This window comes from Pseudomonas oryzicola (genome assembly GCF_014269185.2).
Classification (GTDB): domain Bacteria; phylum Pseudomonadota; class Gammaproteobacteria; order Pseudomonadales; family Pseudomonadaceae; genus Aquipseudomonas; species Aquipseudomonas oryzicola.
Window position 1 is genome coordinate 2,060,116 of sequence record NZ_JABWRZ020000001.1, and the last position, 19,449, is coordinate 2,079,564.

Genomic DNA, 19,449 nt, shown 5'->3' on the forward strand with positions numbered 1-19,449 from the left:
CCCATGTCCCAAGTTTTCGATGCCAGCGCATTCCTGGCGACCTGCAGCGGTCGCCCGGGCGTCTACCGGATGTTCGATGGCGAAGCCCGCCTGCTTTACGTAGGCAAGGCCAAGAACCTCAAGAAGCGCCTGGCCAGCTACTTCCGCAAGACCGGCCTGGCGCCCAAGACCGCCGCGCTGGTGGCTCGCATCGCCCAGGTCGAAACCACCATCACCGCCAACGAAACCGAGGCGCTGCTGCTGGAGCAGAACCTGATCAAGGAATGGCGGCCGCCGTACAACATCCTGTTGCGCGACGACAAGTCCTACCCCTACGTGTTTCTTTCCGACGGTGAATTTCCGCGCCTGGGCATTCACCGTGGGGCGAAGAAGGCCAAGGGCCGCTACTTTGGCCCATACCCCAGTGCCGGAGCCATACGCGAGAGCCTCAGCCTGCTGCAAAAGGCCTTTTCGGTGCGCCAGTGCGAAGACAGCTACTATGCCAACCGCACCCGGCCGTGCCTGCAATACCAGATCAAGCGCTGCAAAGGGCCGTGCACCGCGCTGGTGGGCGCCGAGGAATACGCCGAAGACGTCCGCCATTCGGTGATGTTTCTCGAGGGCCGCAGCCAGCAGTTGGGCAACGAGCTGAATGCCGAAATGGAGAAGGCCGCCATGGCCCTCAACTTCGAGAAGGCCGCCGAGTTGCGCGATCAGATCGCCCTGTTACGCCGGGTCCAGGACCAGCAATACATCGAAGGCGGCAGCGGCGACGTCGATGTCGTCGCCGCCTTCGTCAACCCTGGCGGTGCCTGCGTGCACTTGATCAGCGTGCGTGGCGGGCGGGTGCTGGGCAGCAAGAATTTCTTCCCGCAAGTGGGCATCGAGGAGGAGGTGGCCGAAGTGATGGCCGCGTTCCTCGCCCAGTACTACTTGGGCAACGCCGAGCGTGAACTGCCCGGCGAGCTGATCGTCAACGTGGTGCATGAAGATTTCGAGGCCATCAGCGCAGCCCTGCAGAGCCTGCGTGGCCGCGAGCTGGCCATCAGCCACCGTGTGCGCGGCACCCGTGCCCGCTGGCAGCAATTGGCGGTGACCAATGCCGAACAGGCCCTCAATGCCCGCCTGGCCAACCGCCAGCACATGGCTGCACGCTTCGAAGCGCTGGCCGAGGTGCTGGGCCTGGACGAAGTGCCGCAGCGCCTGGAGTGCTACGACATCAGCCATTCCAGCGGCGAGGCCACGGTGGCCAGCTGCGTGGTGTTCGGCCCGGAAGGCCCGCTGAAGTCCGACTACCGCCGTTTCAATATCGAGGGCGTCACCGCCGGCGACGACTACGCCGCCATGCACCAGGCCCTGACTCGCCGCTACGGGCGCATCCGCGACGGCGAGGGCAAGTTGCCCGACGTGCTGCTGGTGGACGGCGGCAAAGGCCAGCTGAACATGGCCCGCGACGTCATGCAGGAGCTGGGCTTTACCGACCTGACCCTGCTCGGCGTGGCCAAAGGCGTGACGCGCAAGGCCGGTTTCGAAACCCTGTACCTGAACGACGTGCACCACGAGTTCACCCTCAAGGGCGACTCACCGGCGTTGCACCTGATCCAGCAGATCCGCGACGAAGCGCACCGTTTTGCCATCACCGGCCACCGCGCGCGCCGTGGCAAGGCGCGGCGGGTGTCCAGCCTGGAAGATGTGGCCGGGGTAGGGCCCAAGCGCCGCCGCGACTTGCTGAAACATTTCGGCGGCCTGCAGGAACTCAATCGCGCCAGCGTCGATGAAATTGCCAAAGCTCCCGGCATCAGTAAAAAGCTTGCCGAGTCGATTTATGCCAGCCTGCATAGCGAGTAGAATGCCGGGCTCAACTTGCGGCCAGTCGTACCGATGAATATTCCAAACTTGCTCACCGTCCTGCGCGTCCTGCTCATCCCGATTTTCATCCTGCTGTTCTACATGCCGTACCACTGGAGCTACCTGGTGGCCAGCAGCGTGTTCGCCGTCGCTGCCGCTACCGACTGGCTGGATGGTTACCTGGCGCGTCGCCTGCAGCAGAGCACGCCGTTCGGCGCCTTCCTCGACCCGGTGGCCGACAAGTTGATGGTAGCAGTGGCCCTGGTGCTGCTGGTGCAGACCCACGCCAACTTCTGGCTGACCTTGCCGGCGGCGGTCATCATCGGCCGCGAAATCGTCGTCTCGGCACTGCGCGAGTGGATGGCCGAACTGGGTGCGCGGGCGCAAGTGGCGGTGTCCAACCTGGGCAAGTGGAAAACCGCGGCGCAAATGCTGGCGCTGGTGATCCTGCTGGCCAACCCACCGGCAGTGACCTTCTGGGTCATCCTCGGCTATGCACTGCTGCTGGTGGCGGCGGGGCTGACGCTGTGGTCGATGGTGCACTACCTGCTGGCCGCCTGGCCGCACCTGCGCAAAGGCTCGGAGCAGAAATAAAAGTTTTTTTGAATCAAGGGGTTGACGCCGTTTTGGAAATCGCTAGAATGGCACCCATCACGACGCGGGAATAGCTCAGTTGGTAGAGCACGACCTTGCCAAGGTCGGGGTCGCGAGTTCGAGTCTCGTTTCCCGCTCCATTTATAGATCTACAGAGTTCCAAGGAAGTCTGTAAGTCATTGAAAATAGACGCTTAGGCGTCTTTTTTCGTTCCAGTCAGATCCATTGGGATCCATGGGCATCCGGACTCTTTTAGTCCAGAAATTAGTCCATGAAATCCGGGCTTCCCCAGTCCCGGTTTGTTGCTGGAGAGGAGCGTCGAGCGTTACGAGCATCTAGCCCTGAATTTCATGTTCAGGAGCTCGTACATGGCACTCTCGGATGCAACGGTTCGCCAGGCCAAGGCCACTGGCAAGGACTACACCCTCGGCGATAGCGATGGCCTGTCACTCGGCGTGACAGCGGCTGGCGGCAAGTCGTGGCACTTTCGCTACTCATGGGCTGGCAAGCAGAAGCGCATGTCCCTCGGCACCTACCCCGAGGTGGGCCTGCGCCAGGCGCGGTCACTGCGTGATGAGGCGCGGCGTCTGATCGCCGAAGGCACCAACCCCTGCGTCCACCGGCGGCATCAGCGCCATACGCAGAACCTCGCCGAGCAGAACACCTTTCAGGCGATGTACGACCTTTGGTTCGCGCACCGCAGCCGCGTGCTCAAGAAGGGGCGGCAGAGCACGCTGGAACAGATCCAGCGCATCTTCGACAACGATGTGCTGCCGGCATTGGGCAAGTCCTCAATCTACGCCATCAAGCGCCATGATCTGTTGGATGTGTTGGCCAGGATCGAGCGGCGGTGAGCCTATACCGTGGCCGAGAAGGTCAGGACGTGGTTGAAGCAGCTGTTTCGCTTTGCCTTGGTCAAGGCGCCGGGGCTGGAGCAGAACCCAGCCTCCGACCTGGATGTGGTGGCCGTACCCAAGCCACCGGTCACTCACAACCCCTTCCTGCGCATGCCCGAGCTTCCTGACCTGTTGCAGGCCATAGACGGATATGGTGGTGCGTTGCAGACCCGGCTGGGGCTGCGCTTGCTGCTACTGACGGGCGTGCGCACGGGCGAGCTGCGGCTGGCTACGCCCGATCAGTTCGATCTCAAGCAGGGATTGTGGACGATCCCGCCCGAAGTGGTGAAACAGCTGCAGTTGGAAATGCGCAAGGAAGGGCGTCGTGGCCAGGAGATACCGCCTTACATCGTGCCGTTGTCTGAGCAAGCCAAAGACATCGTTCGGCAGCTGCTACAGTAGGTACGGCCGGCACAGAAGTACGTGTTTGCCCATCGTTACGACCTCAACGACCGGATGAGCGAGAACACCCTCAATAATGCGCTGCACCGTATGGGGTATTTCGGTCTGCTGACCGGGCATGGCGTGCGTGGAACATTGTCCACGGCCCTGCATGAAATCGGCTATCCGAAGGTGTGGATCGATGCCCAGCTCTCGCATGCCGACCCGGACAAGGTCAGTTCTGCCTACAACCATGCCGAGTATGTGGAGCAGAGGCGCCGGATGATGCAGGACTGGGCCGATCGGCTGGACCTGTGTGGGCAAGGGGAGGTTGAGGCGGCAATCAGGCAGTTGACCATCTATCTGGACGGTGTGGCGATGGAGAGCGAGTTCCGACCCGGCACGTACGTAGCGATGTCGTCGCCTATGGCAAGTGTTTTCTGAGCGATGGGTAGTGAGTACTACAGGGCCTGGTGTTCAACTTGCCCTGTGGATGTTGGAGTGGTCAGGTAACAATCAGGATGATAAAGACAACCAAGCCTGCAGCTACGAGCGCTGCATCGATAAGGTCGGAGATGAGTTTGTTGTGGAGCGTTACCACTTCAAGTTTCAGCGCTGCACATATCAGGTTCAGATCTGAGCGCGTGATCCGTGGTCCGGACATCGGATTTTCCCATTGATGATTGGCGACAGCGTATTGGGCATTTCGGCTCATCGAAACACTTGCCGTCGATAGTTGAAAGCGGACAAGAATGAGGATCTGCAGCAACCTCAGAAAAAAGTTGCTGCAGTGCGATCAAGGATCGTTTGGATTACAGACCTCAGGACTACGTCTATGATGCCTGCGATGAGCGAGGACATCATGCCCAGGCGAACCAACAGCTTGTTGTCATGCTGCGAGAACTTGGTTTGGATCTGGGCGTTGAAGGTGTCCATGTCCTTGAGCAGATCTTTGCGCATCGCCAGGATATCTTTGCGCAGATCTGCTCCGGCATGAATCACTGACAGGAATAGTCAGGCACTTAAGCTACAGGGGCCGCCTTGCGGCCCTTTCGCGACGCCAAAGCCTACTCGACATTTTGCCTCCTCTTCCGGCCTATTGTGATTGTTCGAACATCGGCCATGAAATTCTAGGGTCTGTATGAAAATTCTTGAAACGAAGGTCAGGCAAGGCGAAAACAGCTGAGGAAGCGGAGTTTACGGGTGGTAAATGAGCATTCCGAGGCTGTTTTCAACGCAGCATCACCGAGTATCAAGGCTTTTCGTACAGAGCCTAGGTACGAGTGTTGAGTAAATTATCGTGTCTGATTTGCTTGGCTTCAAGTAGGTGAGAATTTGATAGGGGTATTAGGCTCCAGTTTGTATTTAAGATATTCTACAGGTTCCTTAAGGGCGTTATAAGGGTTGGACTTAAATACGTTAAATCTGTGGTTTTTCGCTGTAAATACTTGCGCCATAAGGTCTAAGCCGTCTTGCGGGTTGTTTTTGAATCTATTTCTAAATTCCTCTATGAGGCTTTCCATGCCCTCGGGTGTGAAGTTTCCTGTCATAGGGCCTTTGAACCCCTTGGTCGGCAATCCTGACAGATTGGCTATGCGTTGTCCATTGGAAGCATCCCCGCCATTGGCAGAGAAACAGGAAAGTAGTCTGATTCTCTGGTGGTTGCCCTTTATTTGATAGGTTTTATCGAGCACAGCCCACAATTCTTCTGCTGTCATTTCAGCGTAAACCGGTTTATCTGAAGATCGCCCTATGGGGACTAAAAATTGTGCCGGTTCTGATCCTTTTGGCCGCTGTCCATGTACGACAATGTTAAAGCGCATGTCACCAGTTTTTTTCATCTTGTCGACGAAAACGTAAATGCCCGGCTGGTGCCTGTTAAAGTTTCCTATTGTATTGGTCCCCCATTGTTGCGGTTGTGTCAGCAGCTTCTGAGGGTATTTCGAAGATCCAAAGCGTAGCAATTTCCAGCGGTTGCGAAGTGCACGTAAAGCGGTCGATGACTCAGTCATTAATTTGAAGGCTGCGCTACCTAGCTTTCTAAATCCTGCGTGCGCCAGGTCCGCCAGGCCAGCAGCCATCGCCGCCCATCCCAGTTTCTCTGCCAGTTCAGGGTTGCTCTGTTGCACCGACACCTGCGCGATGGTCAAACCTGCATACGCCAGCGTCGATCCATACATCACTGCCCTAGCCACCCCGGCCATCTGCGAGCCTATCGCCGGCGCACTGGCCAGTGCCATCATCACTTGCCCCACCGGTTCCAATGTCCGCGACAACTCCGGGTTCGACTGCCTCAATGCCATCCCCGTCGCCGTGACGGCGGCACCCGCTGTATAGACGATCATCAGGCCGGCGATCACCGGCGCACTGAGGGTGCCCGCCGAACCGATGATCATCAGTGCGCCAAAAATCGTCAGGCCAGCGAACAACAGCCACTCCCCGAAGCTGGCAGCCTGGGGCGGCGCCGTCTCCGTGCTGGGCGTCAGCGCCGCAAGAAGGGTATCGAGCCTTGCCAGGCTGGCTGCCTGGGCCTGGCGGTTGAGCATGATGTGGCCACTGGGGTCCTCGAAGTTGACCGGATCGGCTTTCGGGCAGTAGGCACGGTCATTCGGGCCGGCCGCACCCAGGGGACTCCAGTCGTCGGGCTGGCAGAATACTTTGTGCTGAGCGTCGTAGAAGCGGTAGCCATCGCCCAGATGGAACCCCCCTGTCACCCGATCCACCCGCTGGCGGTTGTAACCGACGCCCACAGACTGAGTGTTGAGGGTGGCCAGATCGGTTACGCCCCAGGGCGTGAACGTGACCGAATTGCGAACCCAGGCGCCATCCTTGAACTGGTATTCGTCCCCCCCGCCGGTCTGCGGGTCGCCGAGCACGAACAGCCATTGATCGCCCAAGGCAACCGCAAGGCCTGCCTGGTCATCCAGCGTCAGGCGCTTGAGCACCTTGCCTGCCCCATCCAGCCAGGTTTCCCCACTCAGGCCATTGACACCGTAGTTGAGGATGCGCCGCTGGTTCCTGACGACATCATACTGAGCAATCAACCGGTCATGTTCGTCATACTCGTAATAGGTCAGCGGCGTCGTGCCACCCTTGGCAGTCACTGACCTCAGGCGGCCGCTCTCGGTGTAGGCCAGGGACTGTTCCCGCTCGTTGGTCGCGAGGTTGCCGTTGGCGTCGTACTTCAGGGTGACCGTGCGGGTACTGGCCTTGCCGGCAAGGGTCGAGGTGCAGGTCATCTTGGTACGCCGAGTCGGATGCATCGCATCCTCGTAGGCATAGTTGCGTACCAGCGTGTCTTTGTTGCTCCGCGTGGTCGAGCATTGGGTCATGCTGCCCAGCTCGTCGTATTGGTAAGTCTCTTCCTCAATGGCATGTCCTTCGTCATCCTTGACCTCCTCGCCTGCCACTGCGTTCACCGTCCATTGCTGCAATTCATCGCTGGTGCCGGTCACGCTGGTGTAATAGACGAATGTCTCGGTTCTTGCCCGCTTGCCGTCACGGTACAGCGTCTTGCTTAGCAGCTGGCTGGCCGGTGACCAGGCTTGCTCGTAGCGCACCTTTTCCTGGCCGTTCAGTGAATAGCTGAGCGTGGTTTCGCGGCCAAAGGCATCGTAGTCGTGCAGCACCTGCAAGTGCTGGCCGCTGCGCATGTCCTGCACCGTCAGGCAGGCCAACTGGCCCAGTGCGGTGTAGGTGTAATGGTATTCGAGTGATCCGCGGCGTAACCGGCTGCGGTAGCCTTGGGCATTCTCCCAGGCCTGCAGGGACAGACCGTTGCTGTTCGATGTGCCGGTCAAGACACCGCGCAGGGAGGCCGAACCCTCATCGCGCTGCTGTTGCCCGTGCACCGTCCGGTTGAAGCGCCAGGTGCCCAGCAGCAGCGGCTGCAAGGTTTCGCTGGTGACCAGGCTTTGATGATCGCCCCGCACCGGGCGTTCGGCCTGCAAGGCCTGTGTGACGGGGCTCAGCTTGAAGGTTACCAAAGGCGTCCTGATCGCTGTGCTGCTGCCTTTTTGAGCATACCAGGACAGGCTGCCATCATCGTTGCGTGCATGGTAAAGGCTGGTGCCATCTGGCTTCACGTAACCGTCTGGTCGGGCGCGCAGCGTTTGGCTGGTATCGCTGCCCCTGACCAGCGTCGACACGGCGCCCTCCTTGAACGTGCGGCTGGCCAGTACCCGTTCCGGCGCCTTCGCCGACTTCTTCACGCTCATGCGGGTCGGGGCGTTGTTCAAGCCTTCATAGGCCCAGGCAATGATCGACTTGTCCGGTTGGGTCAGTGTCTCTGGGCGCCCCAGGCCGTCGTAGGTAATAGCCCAGGTTCTGGCTTGCTTCGCATAGCCGGGAATGTCCTCGGTCACCCGGGTGCACTGGCCGTTCTGGTTGAGGGTCTGGGTGGTCGTGATGGCAGCTCCGACGACTGGTTTCTCCAGGCCTTTCCAGGTTTCGTGAGTCAGGGTGACCGACCCGTCCCGGAGGTTGCACTGGGTGGATTGCTGGGTGGTCAGTGCGCCTTGCGAGATCAGCCCCAAGGTGGAGCGGGTGGTCAACGACACATTCTTGTTTGCGTCGGTAACCAACGGGTCATGTCCGTGGGCCTGCCAGAACCAGTCCTTGCTCTGCTGAGGCAGTGCTTTGACGTTGTCGATGCGCAGGCCACCCGGCAAGTAGTCGAACAGCACTTGGCTGGCCATTTGCCCATCGCTGTCCCAGTATGTTTCCTCTACCGCGCAATAGTTGTCGGCACTGTGGTCAGGCCCTGGCACGCGTTGCAGCTCACGGCGCACGAGGCGTTGCTGGCCATCGTAATAGCACTGCTGGTGACGCCCCAGGGCGACGCAACTCCTGACCAGCCTGCCCTTGCCGTCACCGTCCGTGGAAGTAGCGTAGAACCCGCAATCTGCAAACAGTGCTGTTGATGATGCGAGTTATACGGTAAACGGCTGCCATGCAACTGATATTTTTGTCAGTTGTTCGAGGCATTGCAGGTCCGTATGGTTAGATTGCGTTATGCCAAAACCCTAGGAGGAGGGAATCATGAGCGGATCTGCTGAGCTGTACATGGACGACGCGGTCGAGGCTGTTTCTGGCGCTGTCGAGGAATTGAAAAATTTTCTGAATTATTATAAGGAGCAATATCCGACAACGCCTGTCGATGCCTTGCCGGCTCCTTATATAGATGATGTTACTCATCCGGTCACTGTCAACGCTAAGGCTGTCAAAGACTTCGGTATTAACGATGAGTCGGTTGCGGCAGAAAGCGATGAGCTCAGTGTGCTTGTTTATATTGATGGTCAGGTTGCGGTAGGCGATAACTTGTTGTTGAAGTGGAATGATACAGTCGTCGCCGGGGGGGTGGTTACTCAAGCTGAATCGGACAATAAATACAAGACCGTTGTGGTGAAAGGCAAGGACGTTCCGGAAGGAAGTGCACTGCTTCACTATATGGTATTCAAAAAAACAGGCGGACTACTGTTCTCACCAAAAGTCAGTACGTTGTTCATCAAGGGGCAGCCGGGGGTTGAAGGCGAGAACGGTGTGGGCACCGAACTCAAGGCGCCCAAAATGACTAGGCCTGCTACGGGTGCGGTTGGTCCTGACGAGGCCAGAGCGGGCGTCATCGTGACGGTTCCAGTTTATTATAGTATGAGGGCAGGCGATCGAATTTATCTGTCTTGGGGCAATCAGATTGTCATTCATGAGGTAACCCAAGCGCAGCTCGGTAAACCTGTTGACATCGTGGTGTCAGAAAGTTTGATCGCTGATGAAGGTGACAGCGAAGAGTTGTTTTTGTACTACTTTGTCCGCGATCTGGTAGGGAATGAGTCTGAATGGTCCGATTGGGTTGAGATTGAAGTCAAGTTGTCGGCTGTTCCACCTGATGCACCGCAAGTGTTGAATGAAGAAGGGGCTGTCATCACGACGGGTGAGATAAAAATCACGGATATCAGGTCTGATTACGTTGCTGTGCAGCTTCCAGGGAAATATAAGATCGGGGACAGTCTGTTACTGCACATGGTGGGTAAAACCCAGCAAGATCAGACAACGTTCAAGGATTTCGGACCGCTCACGGTTCAAGATGCCGATAAACCTCAACAGATAAATGTACCGTTCGATGAATGGTGGCCTTTGGGTGGAGGCAGTGCTCAGTTTAGTTTTACGGTGACCTCCGGCGCGGGCATGACTAGCAAGTCAAAGAAAACTTATATCAGGGTTCTCGGGATGCCCTCATTGTTGCCGGCACCAGAAATGTATAGGGTCGAAAATTTTAGAGTTGATGCGGATCGTTCATATGTAAACGTTCTCATACCTGCGCTTGCCAATACTAAGTATAAGGACAAAATACGACTGTCGTACGAGGTTGTGGGAGGCGATGGGGTGGCGGTTTCGATTCCCATAAAAGCTGAACAAGTCTCTGCTAGATTGGCTGGAAAACCTTTCCCTTTCCGGCTCAAGGGGGAGGTTTATTTAAAACCCTTTGAAGGCGGGTATGTCGATCTTTCGTACGTGATTGAGAGTGAAGTAGGCGAGTACAAGTCTGGATCTATCAGGTACGAAATTGGGGAGCCGATCGCAAGCTTGCCGGCGCCGACAACAGAGGTGCCGCTTATTAATAATGTGCTGAATCCAGATAATGAATCATATGACTTTAACATGGTTGTCAAGATTCCAAAGGAGGCGGAACAGCCGCCATGCAAACTTGTGCTCTACTGGGAAAGCTCGGAAGGTGAGACGGGTTGGGATGAACTGGATGTAGCGCAAGTCAGCACTGATGGTATAGATTTCGAGGTGCCTCGGTCAGTCTTTGAGCCAAAAGCCGATTCGCCAGTGAATATCAAGTTTTACTACAAGGTGGTCAAAAGTGGAAGGCCAACCGTGGTTTCGAAACCACTTGAATTCACCGTGGCTACTACCGAGATTCAGAGGAACTTCGTCGACGCCCCCACGGTGCCGTTGGCTGTCAATGACAAGCTCAATCTGACACCGATTGTAAATAATATCTTGAGTGTGTTGTTGGATAATCCCAGTCTGGCGATTGGTGATGAAGTTGTTATCAAGGCTGGAAGCTACCGCACAGGAAAAATACTGCTGAAAAAGACAGGTCCGCATACCCAGGCTCTGCCGATTGATCAAGTGCTTGCGCAGAACCTGCAGGCGGTTCTGGATCCTGCCAATTTTAAGCTCATGATAAGTTATGAGCTTGTAAGGAACGGAACTACACAGGTTAAGGCTTCAAAAGTGAAGTTGTTGCACCTGGAAGGCGCTTTGACCAAGGAGAACTTTGAGGCTGTCAAACTTCAGAGTTTGCCGGTGGGAAGGATTGTAGAGTGTCCTGCTTTGAGTATGAAGATGTTGGTGGCTGGCGGAGCATTATTCAAAAGTTACTGCGCATCATGGTATCCTACGTGGGGCACCATTCTATCAACAAATTGTGGCGCACAAGTAGAGTTTAAATTGCGAGGGCTTGCCAGGACAGTTAATTTTGATGTGGCAGATGATTGCGCACTGATTTCACGTGGTCAAAAGCACTATGTGATTTTTTATACTGCTTCTGGTGCAGAGATTGGTCGAACAAACTATCTGGTGTTTAATCGGAGTCCTTCCGGGTATACGCGCTATAGTATGAGGGTGACCTTTACTACGCCAAGTTCCGCAATCAAATCATTTAGGTTTGTGGACGGTGGTTCAAATGTGCATCTCGATAACATTAGTTACACACCGTTCTAGGGAAACTTCGAGCAAAATGCTCATCAGGCGCAAATGGGTGGCCTGGGTATGCCGAAAAGCCCGATTTTCAGCCGTCTGATTATTGGATAACCAAGGCAAAGCCTTGGTTATCTGCCCTCACGGGGGCACCTCTCCCATAGCGGGCAATGATGCCGGCGCACCATTCACAGATTCGACAGGGCAAACGCGTGGTCAGTTGCGCCGTGTTCCTGGCCAAGCCACGGAAGCGGGTTTTCACATAGCCGAACTGGCGCTTGATCACACGAAATGGATGTTCGACCTTAGCTTGCACCTGTGCTTTGACCTCCTCGATCTTGCGTCTGGCTTTGTAGAGTACGCCGCGTTTGCTTGAGTGATGGTAGGTGTTACGACGAGCCGCAATCTGCCAGATCACCGGCCGGCGGTCATGTTCCGGCCGTTTCTCCATGCCGGCGTAACGTAACCTATCCATGAGCCCCAACTACCACAAGCTCGCTTAGATCCCGCTTAGGCTCTGTGTGAAAAGCCTTGATACTCGGTGATTCTGAGTTGAAAACTGCCTCGGAATGCTCATTTACAAACCCGTAAACTCCGCTTCCTCGGCTGTTTTCGCCCTGCCTGACCTTCGTCTCAAGGGACCAGGGGAATACGCGGAAGAGAATTGTATTTCATCTCAATTGACATCAATTATCATTTACCAATAAGATCCCGCGCACCCAATTTCCAGTCGGTTCATACAAGGGAATTCGCATGCCGATGGACAATGTCGATGAGTTGCTTGCCCTGCTGCAAAGCGATGCCCAGGCACAGCCAGATGCGCTCCGCAGGCGCGCCCATGACGGCCCGCAGCCGCTCTCGTTCGCCCAGCAGCGCCTATGGTTTCTGCAGCGGCTGGCACCGCTTTCTACCGCCTACAACCTAACCCGCGCTTTTCTGTTCAACGGTGAGCTGAATATACAGGCCCTGCGCCAGGCGTTCTCCGCGTTGGTCGAACGGCACGGTGTGCTGCGTACGCGTTTCATCGAAATTGACGGCGAGCCGCGCCAGGAGATGCTGGCCGATGCCGCGTTCGTCCTGCATCAGCGGTCGTTCCCGGACGTGGCGGAGGCCGCGCGACACGATCATCTGCAGGGTTTGCTGGGCATCGAGGATGGCGCTGCCTTCGATCTGTCCCAGGCCCCCTTGCTCAAGGTCGAGCTGATCCGCTACGACGCAACCTGTCACGGGCTGTTGCTGAAGATGCACCACATCGTCAGCGATGCCTGGTCCAACCCGATTCTGGTGGCCGACCTGGCCAGCGCCTATGCCCAGGCGCTGCGCGGCGATACCCCGCAGTTGCCAGCGCTGCCGGTGCAGTACGTCGACTACGCGCTGTGGCAGCGTGAACGCCTGGACGGCGCGCAATACAAGGCCGACCTGGACTACTGGAAGCAGTACCTGGGCAGCCAGGTGCCTGTGCTGGAGCTACCCACCGATTATCCTCGTCCGGCGCAGCAAGGGCTGCGCGGGCAACGCCTGCGTTGGCAACTGCCGGCCGCGCAGGCCGAGCAGGTCCAGGCCTTCTGCCGCGCCAACGGCAGCAGCGCCCTGGTGATTCTGCTGGCCGCCTGGCAGGTGCTGCTGGCGCGCTACAGCGGCCAGCCCAGCTTCGCGGTGGGCGTGCCCCACGGCGGGCGCAACCACGAAGCACTCGATGGCTTGCTGGGCTTTTTCGTCAATACCCTGGTCTATCGTGTCGACCTGGGCCCGCATCTGACCGGCCGCGCGCTGTGCGAGCGGCTGCGCCATGAGTCGCTCGATGCCTTGCAACACGCCGAGCTGCCGTTCGAACTGTTGCTCGAACACCTCGAAGTGCAGCGCGATGTCAGCCGTACCCCGGTGTTCCAGGCCATGTTCAACCTCAGCAGCGGGGCGGCGGTCAATTTCAGCCTGCCCGGCTTGCACATCGAGCGTGTCCTGCCCGCCCAGGACAGCGCCAAGTTCGACCTGACCCTGGATGTCGCGGTGCGCCCTGACGGGATCTTCTGCGAAATGGAATACAGCCTGGAGCTGTTCGCTCCGGCCACCATCGAACGCTTCGCCAGCAGTTACGGCCTGCTGCTCGATGGCTTGATCGGCCAGCCCGACACGCCAGTGTGGCAACTGCCGCTGCTGGCACCGGCGCAGCGCCAGCACCAGCTGGAGCGCTGGAACGCCAGCGAACTGGCCTTGCCGCCGGGGCAGGACATGCTCGCGCTGTTCGAGCGCCAGGTGCTGGCTACGCCGCAGCGCTGTGCCCTGATCTGTGGTGAGCAGGCCCTGAGCTACGCAGAGCTTGACGCCCGCGCCAATCGCCTGGCCCATTGGTTGCGCGCCAATGGCGTGGCTTGCGACGAGCGGGTAGGCATCTGCCTGGAGCGCCAAGCCGAGCTGCTGGTAGCGCTGTTGGCCGTGCACAAGGCGGGTGGCGCCTACCTGGCGATCGACCCTGGTCAACCGGCTGCGCGCAACAGCGATATCCTCGTCCAGGCCCGCCCACGCCTGGTGCTGACCCGCGCGAACCTGCAGCCGGTGCTTGGCAATGCCGGCCGGGTGGTGTTGCTCGAAACCCTGGAGGACGCCCTGGCCCAGCTGCCGCAGAGCCCCCTCGGGCTGCCGGTGCACCCCCGCCAGCTGGCCTACACCTTGTATACCTCCGGCTCCACCGGGCGCCCCAAGGGCGTCGACATCGAGCGCGAGGCGTTCGTCAATTTCCTCCATGGCATCCAGGCCCATGTGCAGCTGAGCGCCGCCGACCGGCTGTTGGCGGTGACCACGCTGGGCTTCGATATCGCCGGCCTGGAGCTGTTCCTGCCGCTGGTCCAAGGCGCCACCGTGGTGCTGGCAAGCCGCGCCGACAGCCAGGACCCGGCGGCATTGCTGGGGTTGATGGCGCGTCACGGCGTCAGCGTGATGCAGGCCACGCCCGCCACCTGGCAGATGCTGGTCGAACACGACTCGCCGGCCTGGGCTGGCCTGCGCCTGCTGTGCGGTGGCGAAGCGCTCAAGGCCGAGCTGGCCGAGCGCCTGCTGGCGCGCAAGGTACAGCTGCTGAACGTCTACGGCCCGACCGAAACCACGGTGTGGTCGGCACTGCATGCGGTCGAGCAGGTGACCTGCGCGGTGCTGCCGATTGGCCGGCCGCTGGCCAACAACCGCCTGTATGTGCTCGATGACTACCTCGAACCCGTGCCGGTGGGTGTGGCGGGCGACCTGTACATCGGTGGCGCTGGCGTGGCCCGTGGTTATGCCGATCGCCCCGAACTGACCGCCGCCGCCTTCGTGCCCAACCCGTTCGCCCGACCCTCGGCGCCTGGAGCGCAGGCCGGCAGCCGGCTGTACCGCACCGGCGACCGTGCACGCTACCGTGCCGATGGCAGCCTGGATTTCCTCGGGCGCAGCGACTTCCAGGTCAAGCTGCGCGGGTTCCGTATCGAGTTGGGTGAGATCGAAAGCGCCCTGGCAGCCTTGCCTGGGGTGACCCAGGCCGTCGTGGTGCTGCGCCAGGCGGCGGCCGGCCAGGACCTGCTGGTGGCCTACCTGTGCCTGGGCGCGGGCAGCTTCGACACGCTCGCGGCACAGCAGCGCCTGCGCCTGCAACTGCCGGCCTACATGGTGCCGAGCGCATTCGTGGTGCTGGACAGCCTGCCGCTGAACGCCAACGGCAAGGTCGACCGCAAGGCGCTGCCGGAGCCGCAGTGGGACGCCGCCGCTGCCTGCGACGACGCGCCCCTGGCCGGCCCGTGGCAGGAGGGGCTGGCGCAGATCTGGCGCGAGGTGCTGGGTGTGTGGCCGATCGCCCCGCGTGCCGAGCTGTTCCGCCTGGGCGCGCAGTCCCTGCAACTGGTACGGATCCAGGCGCGTATCCGCCAGCAGTTCGCCTGCGAAATCGCCCTGGCCCAGTTGTTCGCCAACCCGGTGCTGGCCGACATGGCAGCGTTGATCGAACAGGCCTGCAGCACGCCGGTCGTCGATGAACTGGCCGAGATCGAAAAACTGTTGCTCGCCTTCGAGTAAGCCATTTGGGCCGCTGCACAGGCTGCCCCGAGGATTTCGCATGCCCCTGTTTCTGTCCCTGCTCAAGCGTCACCGTGGCCTGCTCGGCCTGGGCTTGCTGGCCAGCCTGGTCAGCGCCGCCGCCGGTATCGGCCTGATCAACGAGATCAACCGGCTGATCGCCGGCAGCGCCAGCATGACCCCGGCCCTGGGCGCGATGTTCGTCGGCCTGCTGGTAGTGCTGTTCGGTTTCGGTTTCGGCGCCCAGGCGCTGCTGACTGCCCTGGGCCACCGGGTGGTCTACGAACTGCGCCTGCAGATGGTCAAGCGCCTGCTTGATACCTCCATCGAACAACTGGAAAAGATCGGTGAAGCCAGCCTCTATGCGACCCTGAGCAAAGACATCGTCAGCATCGGCCAGGCCTTCAACCGCATGCCGTTCGTGTTCTACAACCTGCTGCTGATGCTCGGTGGCTGCCTGTACATGGCCTGGCTGTCCTGGCAATTGCTGCTGATCTGCGTGGTCGGCCTGGGCCTGGGCACCTGGCTGGCCCACGGCTGGTTCGCCCGGATGCGCCAGTTGATGCTGCGCGTGCGCGAAACCGACGATCGCCTGTATGCCGCCTATCAGGGGGCCATCGAAGGGCGTTTCGAACTGGCCCTCAATGCCCGGCGCAAGGAGCGCTTCTACGCCCTCGACCTGCAACCGGCCGCCGAATACGCGCGGCGTAACGAAGTGCACGCCGACCGCTACTGGACCTTGAGCCTGAACTGGACCGTGGCGCTGATCCTCGCCCTGGCCGGCGGGCTGTTCGCCGCTGGCGCCTGGCTGGGGGTGGACAATGGTGTGATCGCCGCCTTCGTGCTGGTGCTGATGTTCCTGCGCATGCCGCTCAACGACCTGATCGGCAGCCTGCCGACGCTGGTGGCGGGCAATGTGTCGCTGGCCAAGATCCAGACCCTGGCCTTCGCCGACGAGCGCAGCGAACTGCTGGCCGATACCGGCAAGCCCGACCCCAGCCAACCGCTGCTCGAACTGCAGGCGCTGAGCTATGACTACCCGCCGCAGGGCGACGAACATGGCTTCCGCCTGGGGCCGGTGAACCTCAGCGTCGCCAAGGGCGAAATCCTGTTCATCGTCGGCGGCAACGGCAGCGGCAAGTCGACCCTGGCCAAGCTGCTCACCGGCCTCTATGAACCCAGTGCCGGCGCACTGAAGCTGCAGGGCGTCGCCATCACTCCGGCACTGCGCGACTGGTACCGGACGCATTTCTCCACGGTGTTCTCCAGCTTCTACCTGTTCGAGCGCCTGGTCGGCCCGCAGGGCGACTTCGACCCGCAGTTGGCCCAGGCCTGGCTGGAACGCCTGCGCATGCAGCGCAAGGTCACCATCGATGCACAGGGCGGGTTGTCCACCACCCGCTTGTCGCAAGGCCAGCGCAAGCGCCTGGCGCTGCTGGTGGCACTGGTCGAGGAGCGGCCGATCCTGTTGCTTGACGAGTGGGCTGCCGACCAGGACCCAGGCTTCCGCGCGTTCTTCTACCGCGAGCTGCTGCCCGAGCTCAAGGCCCAGGGCAAGACCATCATCGCCATCAGCCACGACGATCACTATTTCTCGATTGCCGACCGGGTGCTCAAGTGCGACGGCGGCCAGCTCTATCCCTACGAGCATGGCGCGACCAGCACGGCGCCAAGCGCTTCTTCCATTCTGCCCGCGTCGGTGTAGCCGACGCAAAACACCTCACACCACATAAAAACAATGGCCCCAAAAGGCCACGCATAGGAGTTCGCGGTATGTGTCAAGTTGAAAAGGGCCGGCAGCCGAGCAAGACGGGGAGCTGGCTGCTGGCCCCGCTGGTGAGCAGCAGTGTGCTGCTTGCGCCGATGGCCTGGGCCGAGGAAAGCGCCGGGGAGCAGGCGCCACCGTCTTCGATCACCCTGCCGGAGCAGACCATCGTCGGCATGCAGACCGAAGCACCGACGGTTTCGGTGGGCACCAAGGTACCGCTGCGCCTGAAGGAAGTGCCGCAGACCATCAACGTCATCGGCCAGGAACGCATCCAGAAGCAGAACCTCTATACCCTCGAAGATGCCTTGGGCAAAGTCGGTGGTGTGACCGTGCAGCGCATCGACGCCAGCCGCCTGAGCTTCTTCGCCCGCGGCTTCGAGATCACCTCGCTGCAGCTGGACGGTACGCCGACCACCATGGACAACCGGATCTTCCTGTCCCCGGACCTGACCATGTACGACCGCGTCGAAGTGCTCAAGGGGCCGGCTGGCAGCCTGACCGGCGCTGGCGGCCCTGGCGGCAGCATCAACCTGGTGCGCAAGCGGCCGATGGCCGACCCAGCGGTATCGGCCGAAATCAGCGCCGGCTCCTGGGACGCCTACCGTGGCATGGTCGATGTCACCGGCCCGCTGACCGAAACCGGCAACATCCGCGGCCGCCTGGTGCTCAGCGAGAACAAGACGGCATTCCCCTACGACGGCAGCGGCAAGCGCGAGACCAGCCAGGCCTACGGCATCGTCGATATCGACCTGACCCCGGACACGGTCTGGACGATCGGCGCCAGCAACCAGAATACCGATATCCGTGGCGCCCAGCGTTCATTGCCGGCGTTCCGCTACACCAACAGCGCCGGCGAAGCGGCCATGTCGCTGCCGGACGTATCGCGCAAGAACTTCTACGGCGCCAACTGGAACCGCGACTATTTCTGGAGCGCCTCGGTGTTCACCGAACTCGAGCACCAGCTCGGTGGCGGCTGGAAGACCAAGCTGTCGGTCCGCCATGCCGACAACAACTACGACCTGACCCAGGCCTACGCCCGTAACGGCGCGGGTATCGACCCGGCTGACAACCTGGTGTCGATGAACTCGATCATGTTCGACTACCGCGAGAAACAGGACGAAGTGGACCTTTATGCCGACGGCCCGTTCAGCCTGTTCGGCCGCGAGCACAAGCTGCTGGTGGGTACCAACTATTCGCGTTCGGAGTTCTCCTCCAACGGCGGCTACTATTCCAGCTACCTCGGCGATGTCGACTTGTACGACCCGCAGGCGAACTTCCCTTACCCGGAGTTCCCCGACTCCGATCGCCTGCCCACCAACGTCGCCAACAGCCGCACCAAGGCGGTTTACGGCAACCTGCGCCTGAGCCTGGCCGAACCGCTGACCCTGGTCCTGGGCGGGCGCGTCACCTGGCTCGACATGCATCGCAGCCAGCACCAGCCCGAGGCCGGTTCGCCGTCGGAAAAGAGCAGCCAGAGCGAATCGCAGAAGTTCACCCCGTTCTATGGGCTGATCTACCAGCTGAACGACACCTACTCGCTGTATGCCAATTACGCCGAGGTGTTCAACCCCCAGCCGGTCAGCAACCTGGACATCAACAACAACATCATCGAGCCGATCGAAGGCAAGCAGCACGAGCTGGGGATCAAGGGTGAGTTCCTCGATGGCGCGGTCAACGCCTCTGTGGCGGCCTTCCAGATCGAGGAAGAAAACCGTGCCATTCCCGACATGAACGACCCGTCGTCGCGGGCCGTGGTGGCCGGTGGCAAGGCCCGCACCCGTGGCTACGAGCTGGAAGTCAGCGGCCAGATGACCCCGGACTGGTTCCTCACCGCCAACTTCACCCACACCTACAAGCGCTACGACAGCCCCAACGAGCAGCTGCAGACCTACCTGCCGAAAAACATGCTGCGCGTCTGGACCCTCTACAAGCTGCCAGGCGAGTTCGAGAAGTGGAGCGTGCAGGGTGGGGTGAGCGTTGTCAGCGAGACCTACAACAAGCTCAACGTACCAAGCATCGACATGAATGGCACCAAGCTGCAGCAGAGTGGTTACGCCCTGTACGATGCCGGTATCGGTTACCAGATCAACGAGAACCTGTCGGCCGACCTGCTCGGGACCAACCTGGCCAACAAGAAGTACTACCAGCGCATCAACACCTTCCAGGACGGCAACATCTTTGGCGACCCGCGCGCGGTGTCGTTCACCCTGCGTGCCAAGTTCTGAGGCGTGACAGCGG

At 60.0% G+C, this 19,449-nt stretch carries 9 protein-coding genes, 1 tRNA gene and 2 pseudogenes; 8 read left to right on the forward strand and 4 right to left on the reverse strand.

Annotated elements, in window-relative coordinates; genetic code table 11:
* Nucleotides 1-3 precede the first annotated feature (3 nt).
* The 4 genes and pseudogenes from uvrC to HU760_RS09300 all read left to right on the forward strand — a co-directional run.
* Nucleotides 4-1,827: an excinuclease ABC subunit UvrC gene (uvrC, locus tag HU760_RS09285; protein ID WP_186674724.1), complete on the forward strand. Its 1,824-nt coding sequence runs from the start codon at nucleotides 4-6 to the stop codon at nucleotides 1,825-1,827.
* Nucleotides 1,828-1,860: 33 nt separating this feature from the next.
* The gene (gene pgsA / locus HU760_RS09290; RefSeq protein WP_186674723.1) at nucleotides 1,861-2,421 is read left to right on the forward strand and encodes a CDP-diacylglycerol--glycerol-3-phosphate 3-phosphatidyltransferase; all 561 of its coding nucleotides are present in this window, start codon (nucleotides 1,861-1,863) and stop codon (nucleotides 2,419-2,421) included.
* Nucleotides 2,422-2,485: 64 nt separating this feature from the next.
* Nucleotides 2,486-2,561 (forward strand) — tRNA-Gly (locus HU760_RS09295).
* Between the two features lie 228 nt (nucleotides 2,562-2,789).
* Nucleotides 2,790-4,133, forward strand: a pseudogene (locus HU760_RS09300) (tyrosine-type recombinase/integrase); the annotation flags it as partial.
* Nucleotides 4,134-4,203: 70 nt separating this feature from the next.
* Here the strand turns inward: HU760_RS09300 and HU760_RS09305 are convergent.
* The 3 genes from HU760_RS09305 to HU760_RS09315 form a co-directional block, all read right to left on the reverse strand.
* The gene (locus HU760_RS09305; protein ID WP_186674722.1) at nucleotides 4,204-4,413 is read right to left on the reverse strand and encodes a hypothetical protein; all 210 of its coding nucleotides are present in this window, start codon (nucleotides 4,411-4,413) and stop codon (nucleotides 4,204-4,206) included.
* A gap of 56 nt (nucleotides 4,414-4,469) precedes the next feature.
* Nucleotides 4,470-4,658 (reverse strand): hypothetical protein, encoded by a 189-nt coding sequence (locus tag HU760_RS09310; RefSeq protein ID WP_186674721.1) that lies wholly within the window; start codon nucleotides 4,656-4,658, stop codon nucleotides 4,470-4,472.
* A gap of 359 nt (nucleotides 4,659-5,017) precedes the next feature.
* On the reverse strand, nucleotides 5,018-8,395 hold the full coding sequence (locus tag HU760_RS09315) for an RHS repeat-associated core domain-containing protein (protein ID WP_186674720.1): 3,378 nt from the start codon (nucleotides 8,393-8,395) through the stop codon (nucleotides 5,018-5,020).
* A gap of 343 nt (nucleotides 8,396-8,738) precedes the next feature.
* Between HU760_RS09315 and HU760_RS09320 the strand changes: the two genes are divergently transcribed.
* A complete protein-coding gene (locus HU760_RS09320) occupies nucleotides 8,739-11,429 on the forward strand; it encodes a hypothetical protein (protein ID WP_186674719.1) in 2,691 nt (896 codons plus the stop codon).
* Nucleotides 11,430-11,593: 164 nt separating this feature from the next.
* On the opposite strand, the pseudogene HU760_RS09325 reads toward HU760_RS09320, so the two are convergent.
* Nucleotides 11,594-11,865, reverse strand: a pseudogene (locus HU760_RS09325) (transposase); the annotation flags it as partial.
* Between the two features lie 293 nt (nucleotides 11,866-12,158).
* On the opposite strand from HU760_RS09325, the gene HU760_RS09330 reads away from it, so the two are divergent.
* The 3 genes from HU760_RS09330 (at nucleotide 12,159) to HU760_RS09340 (ending at nucleotide 19,436) form a co-directional block, all read left to right on the forward strand.
* Nucleotides 12,159-15,443: a non-ribosomal peptide synthetase gene (locus HU760_RS09330; RefSeq protein ID WP_225932803.1), complete on the forward strand. Its 3,285-nt coding sequence runs from the start codon at nucleotides 12,159-12,161 to the stop codon at nucleotides 15,441-15,443.
* Nucleotides 15,444-15,483: 40 nt separating this feature from the next.
* Nucleotides 15,484-17,148 (forward strand): cyclic peptide export ABC transporter, encoded by a 1,665-nt coding sequence (locus HU760_RS09335; RefSeq protein ID WP_186674718.1) that lies wholly within the window; start codon nucleotides 15,484-15,486, stop codon nucleotides 17,146-17,148.
* Between the two features lie 68 nt (nucleotides 17,149-17,216).
* Nucleotides 17,217-19,436, forward strand: a complete 2,220-nt coding sequence (locus tag HU760_RS09340) for a TonB-dependent siderophore receptor (protein ID WP_186674717.1) — start codon at nucleotides 17,217-17,219, stop codon at nucleotides 19,434-19,436.
* The last annotated feature ends 13 nt before the right edge of the window (nucleotides 19,437-19,449 follow it).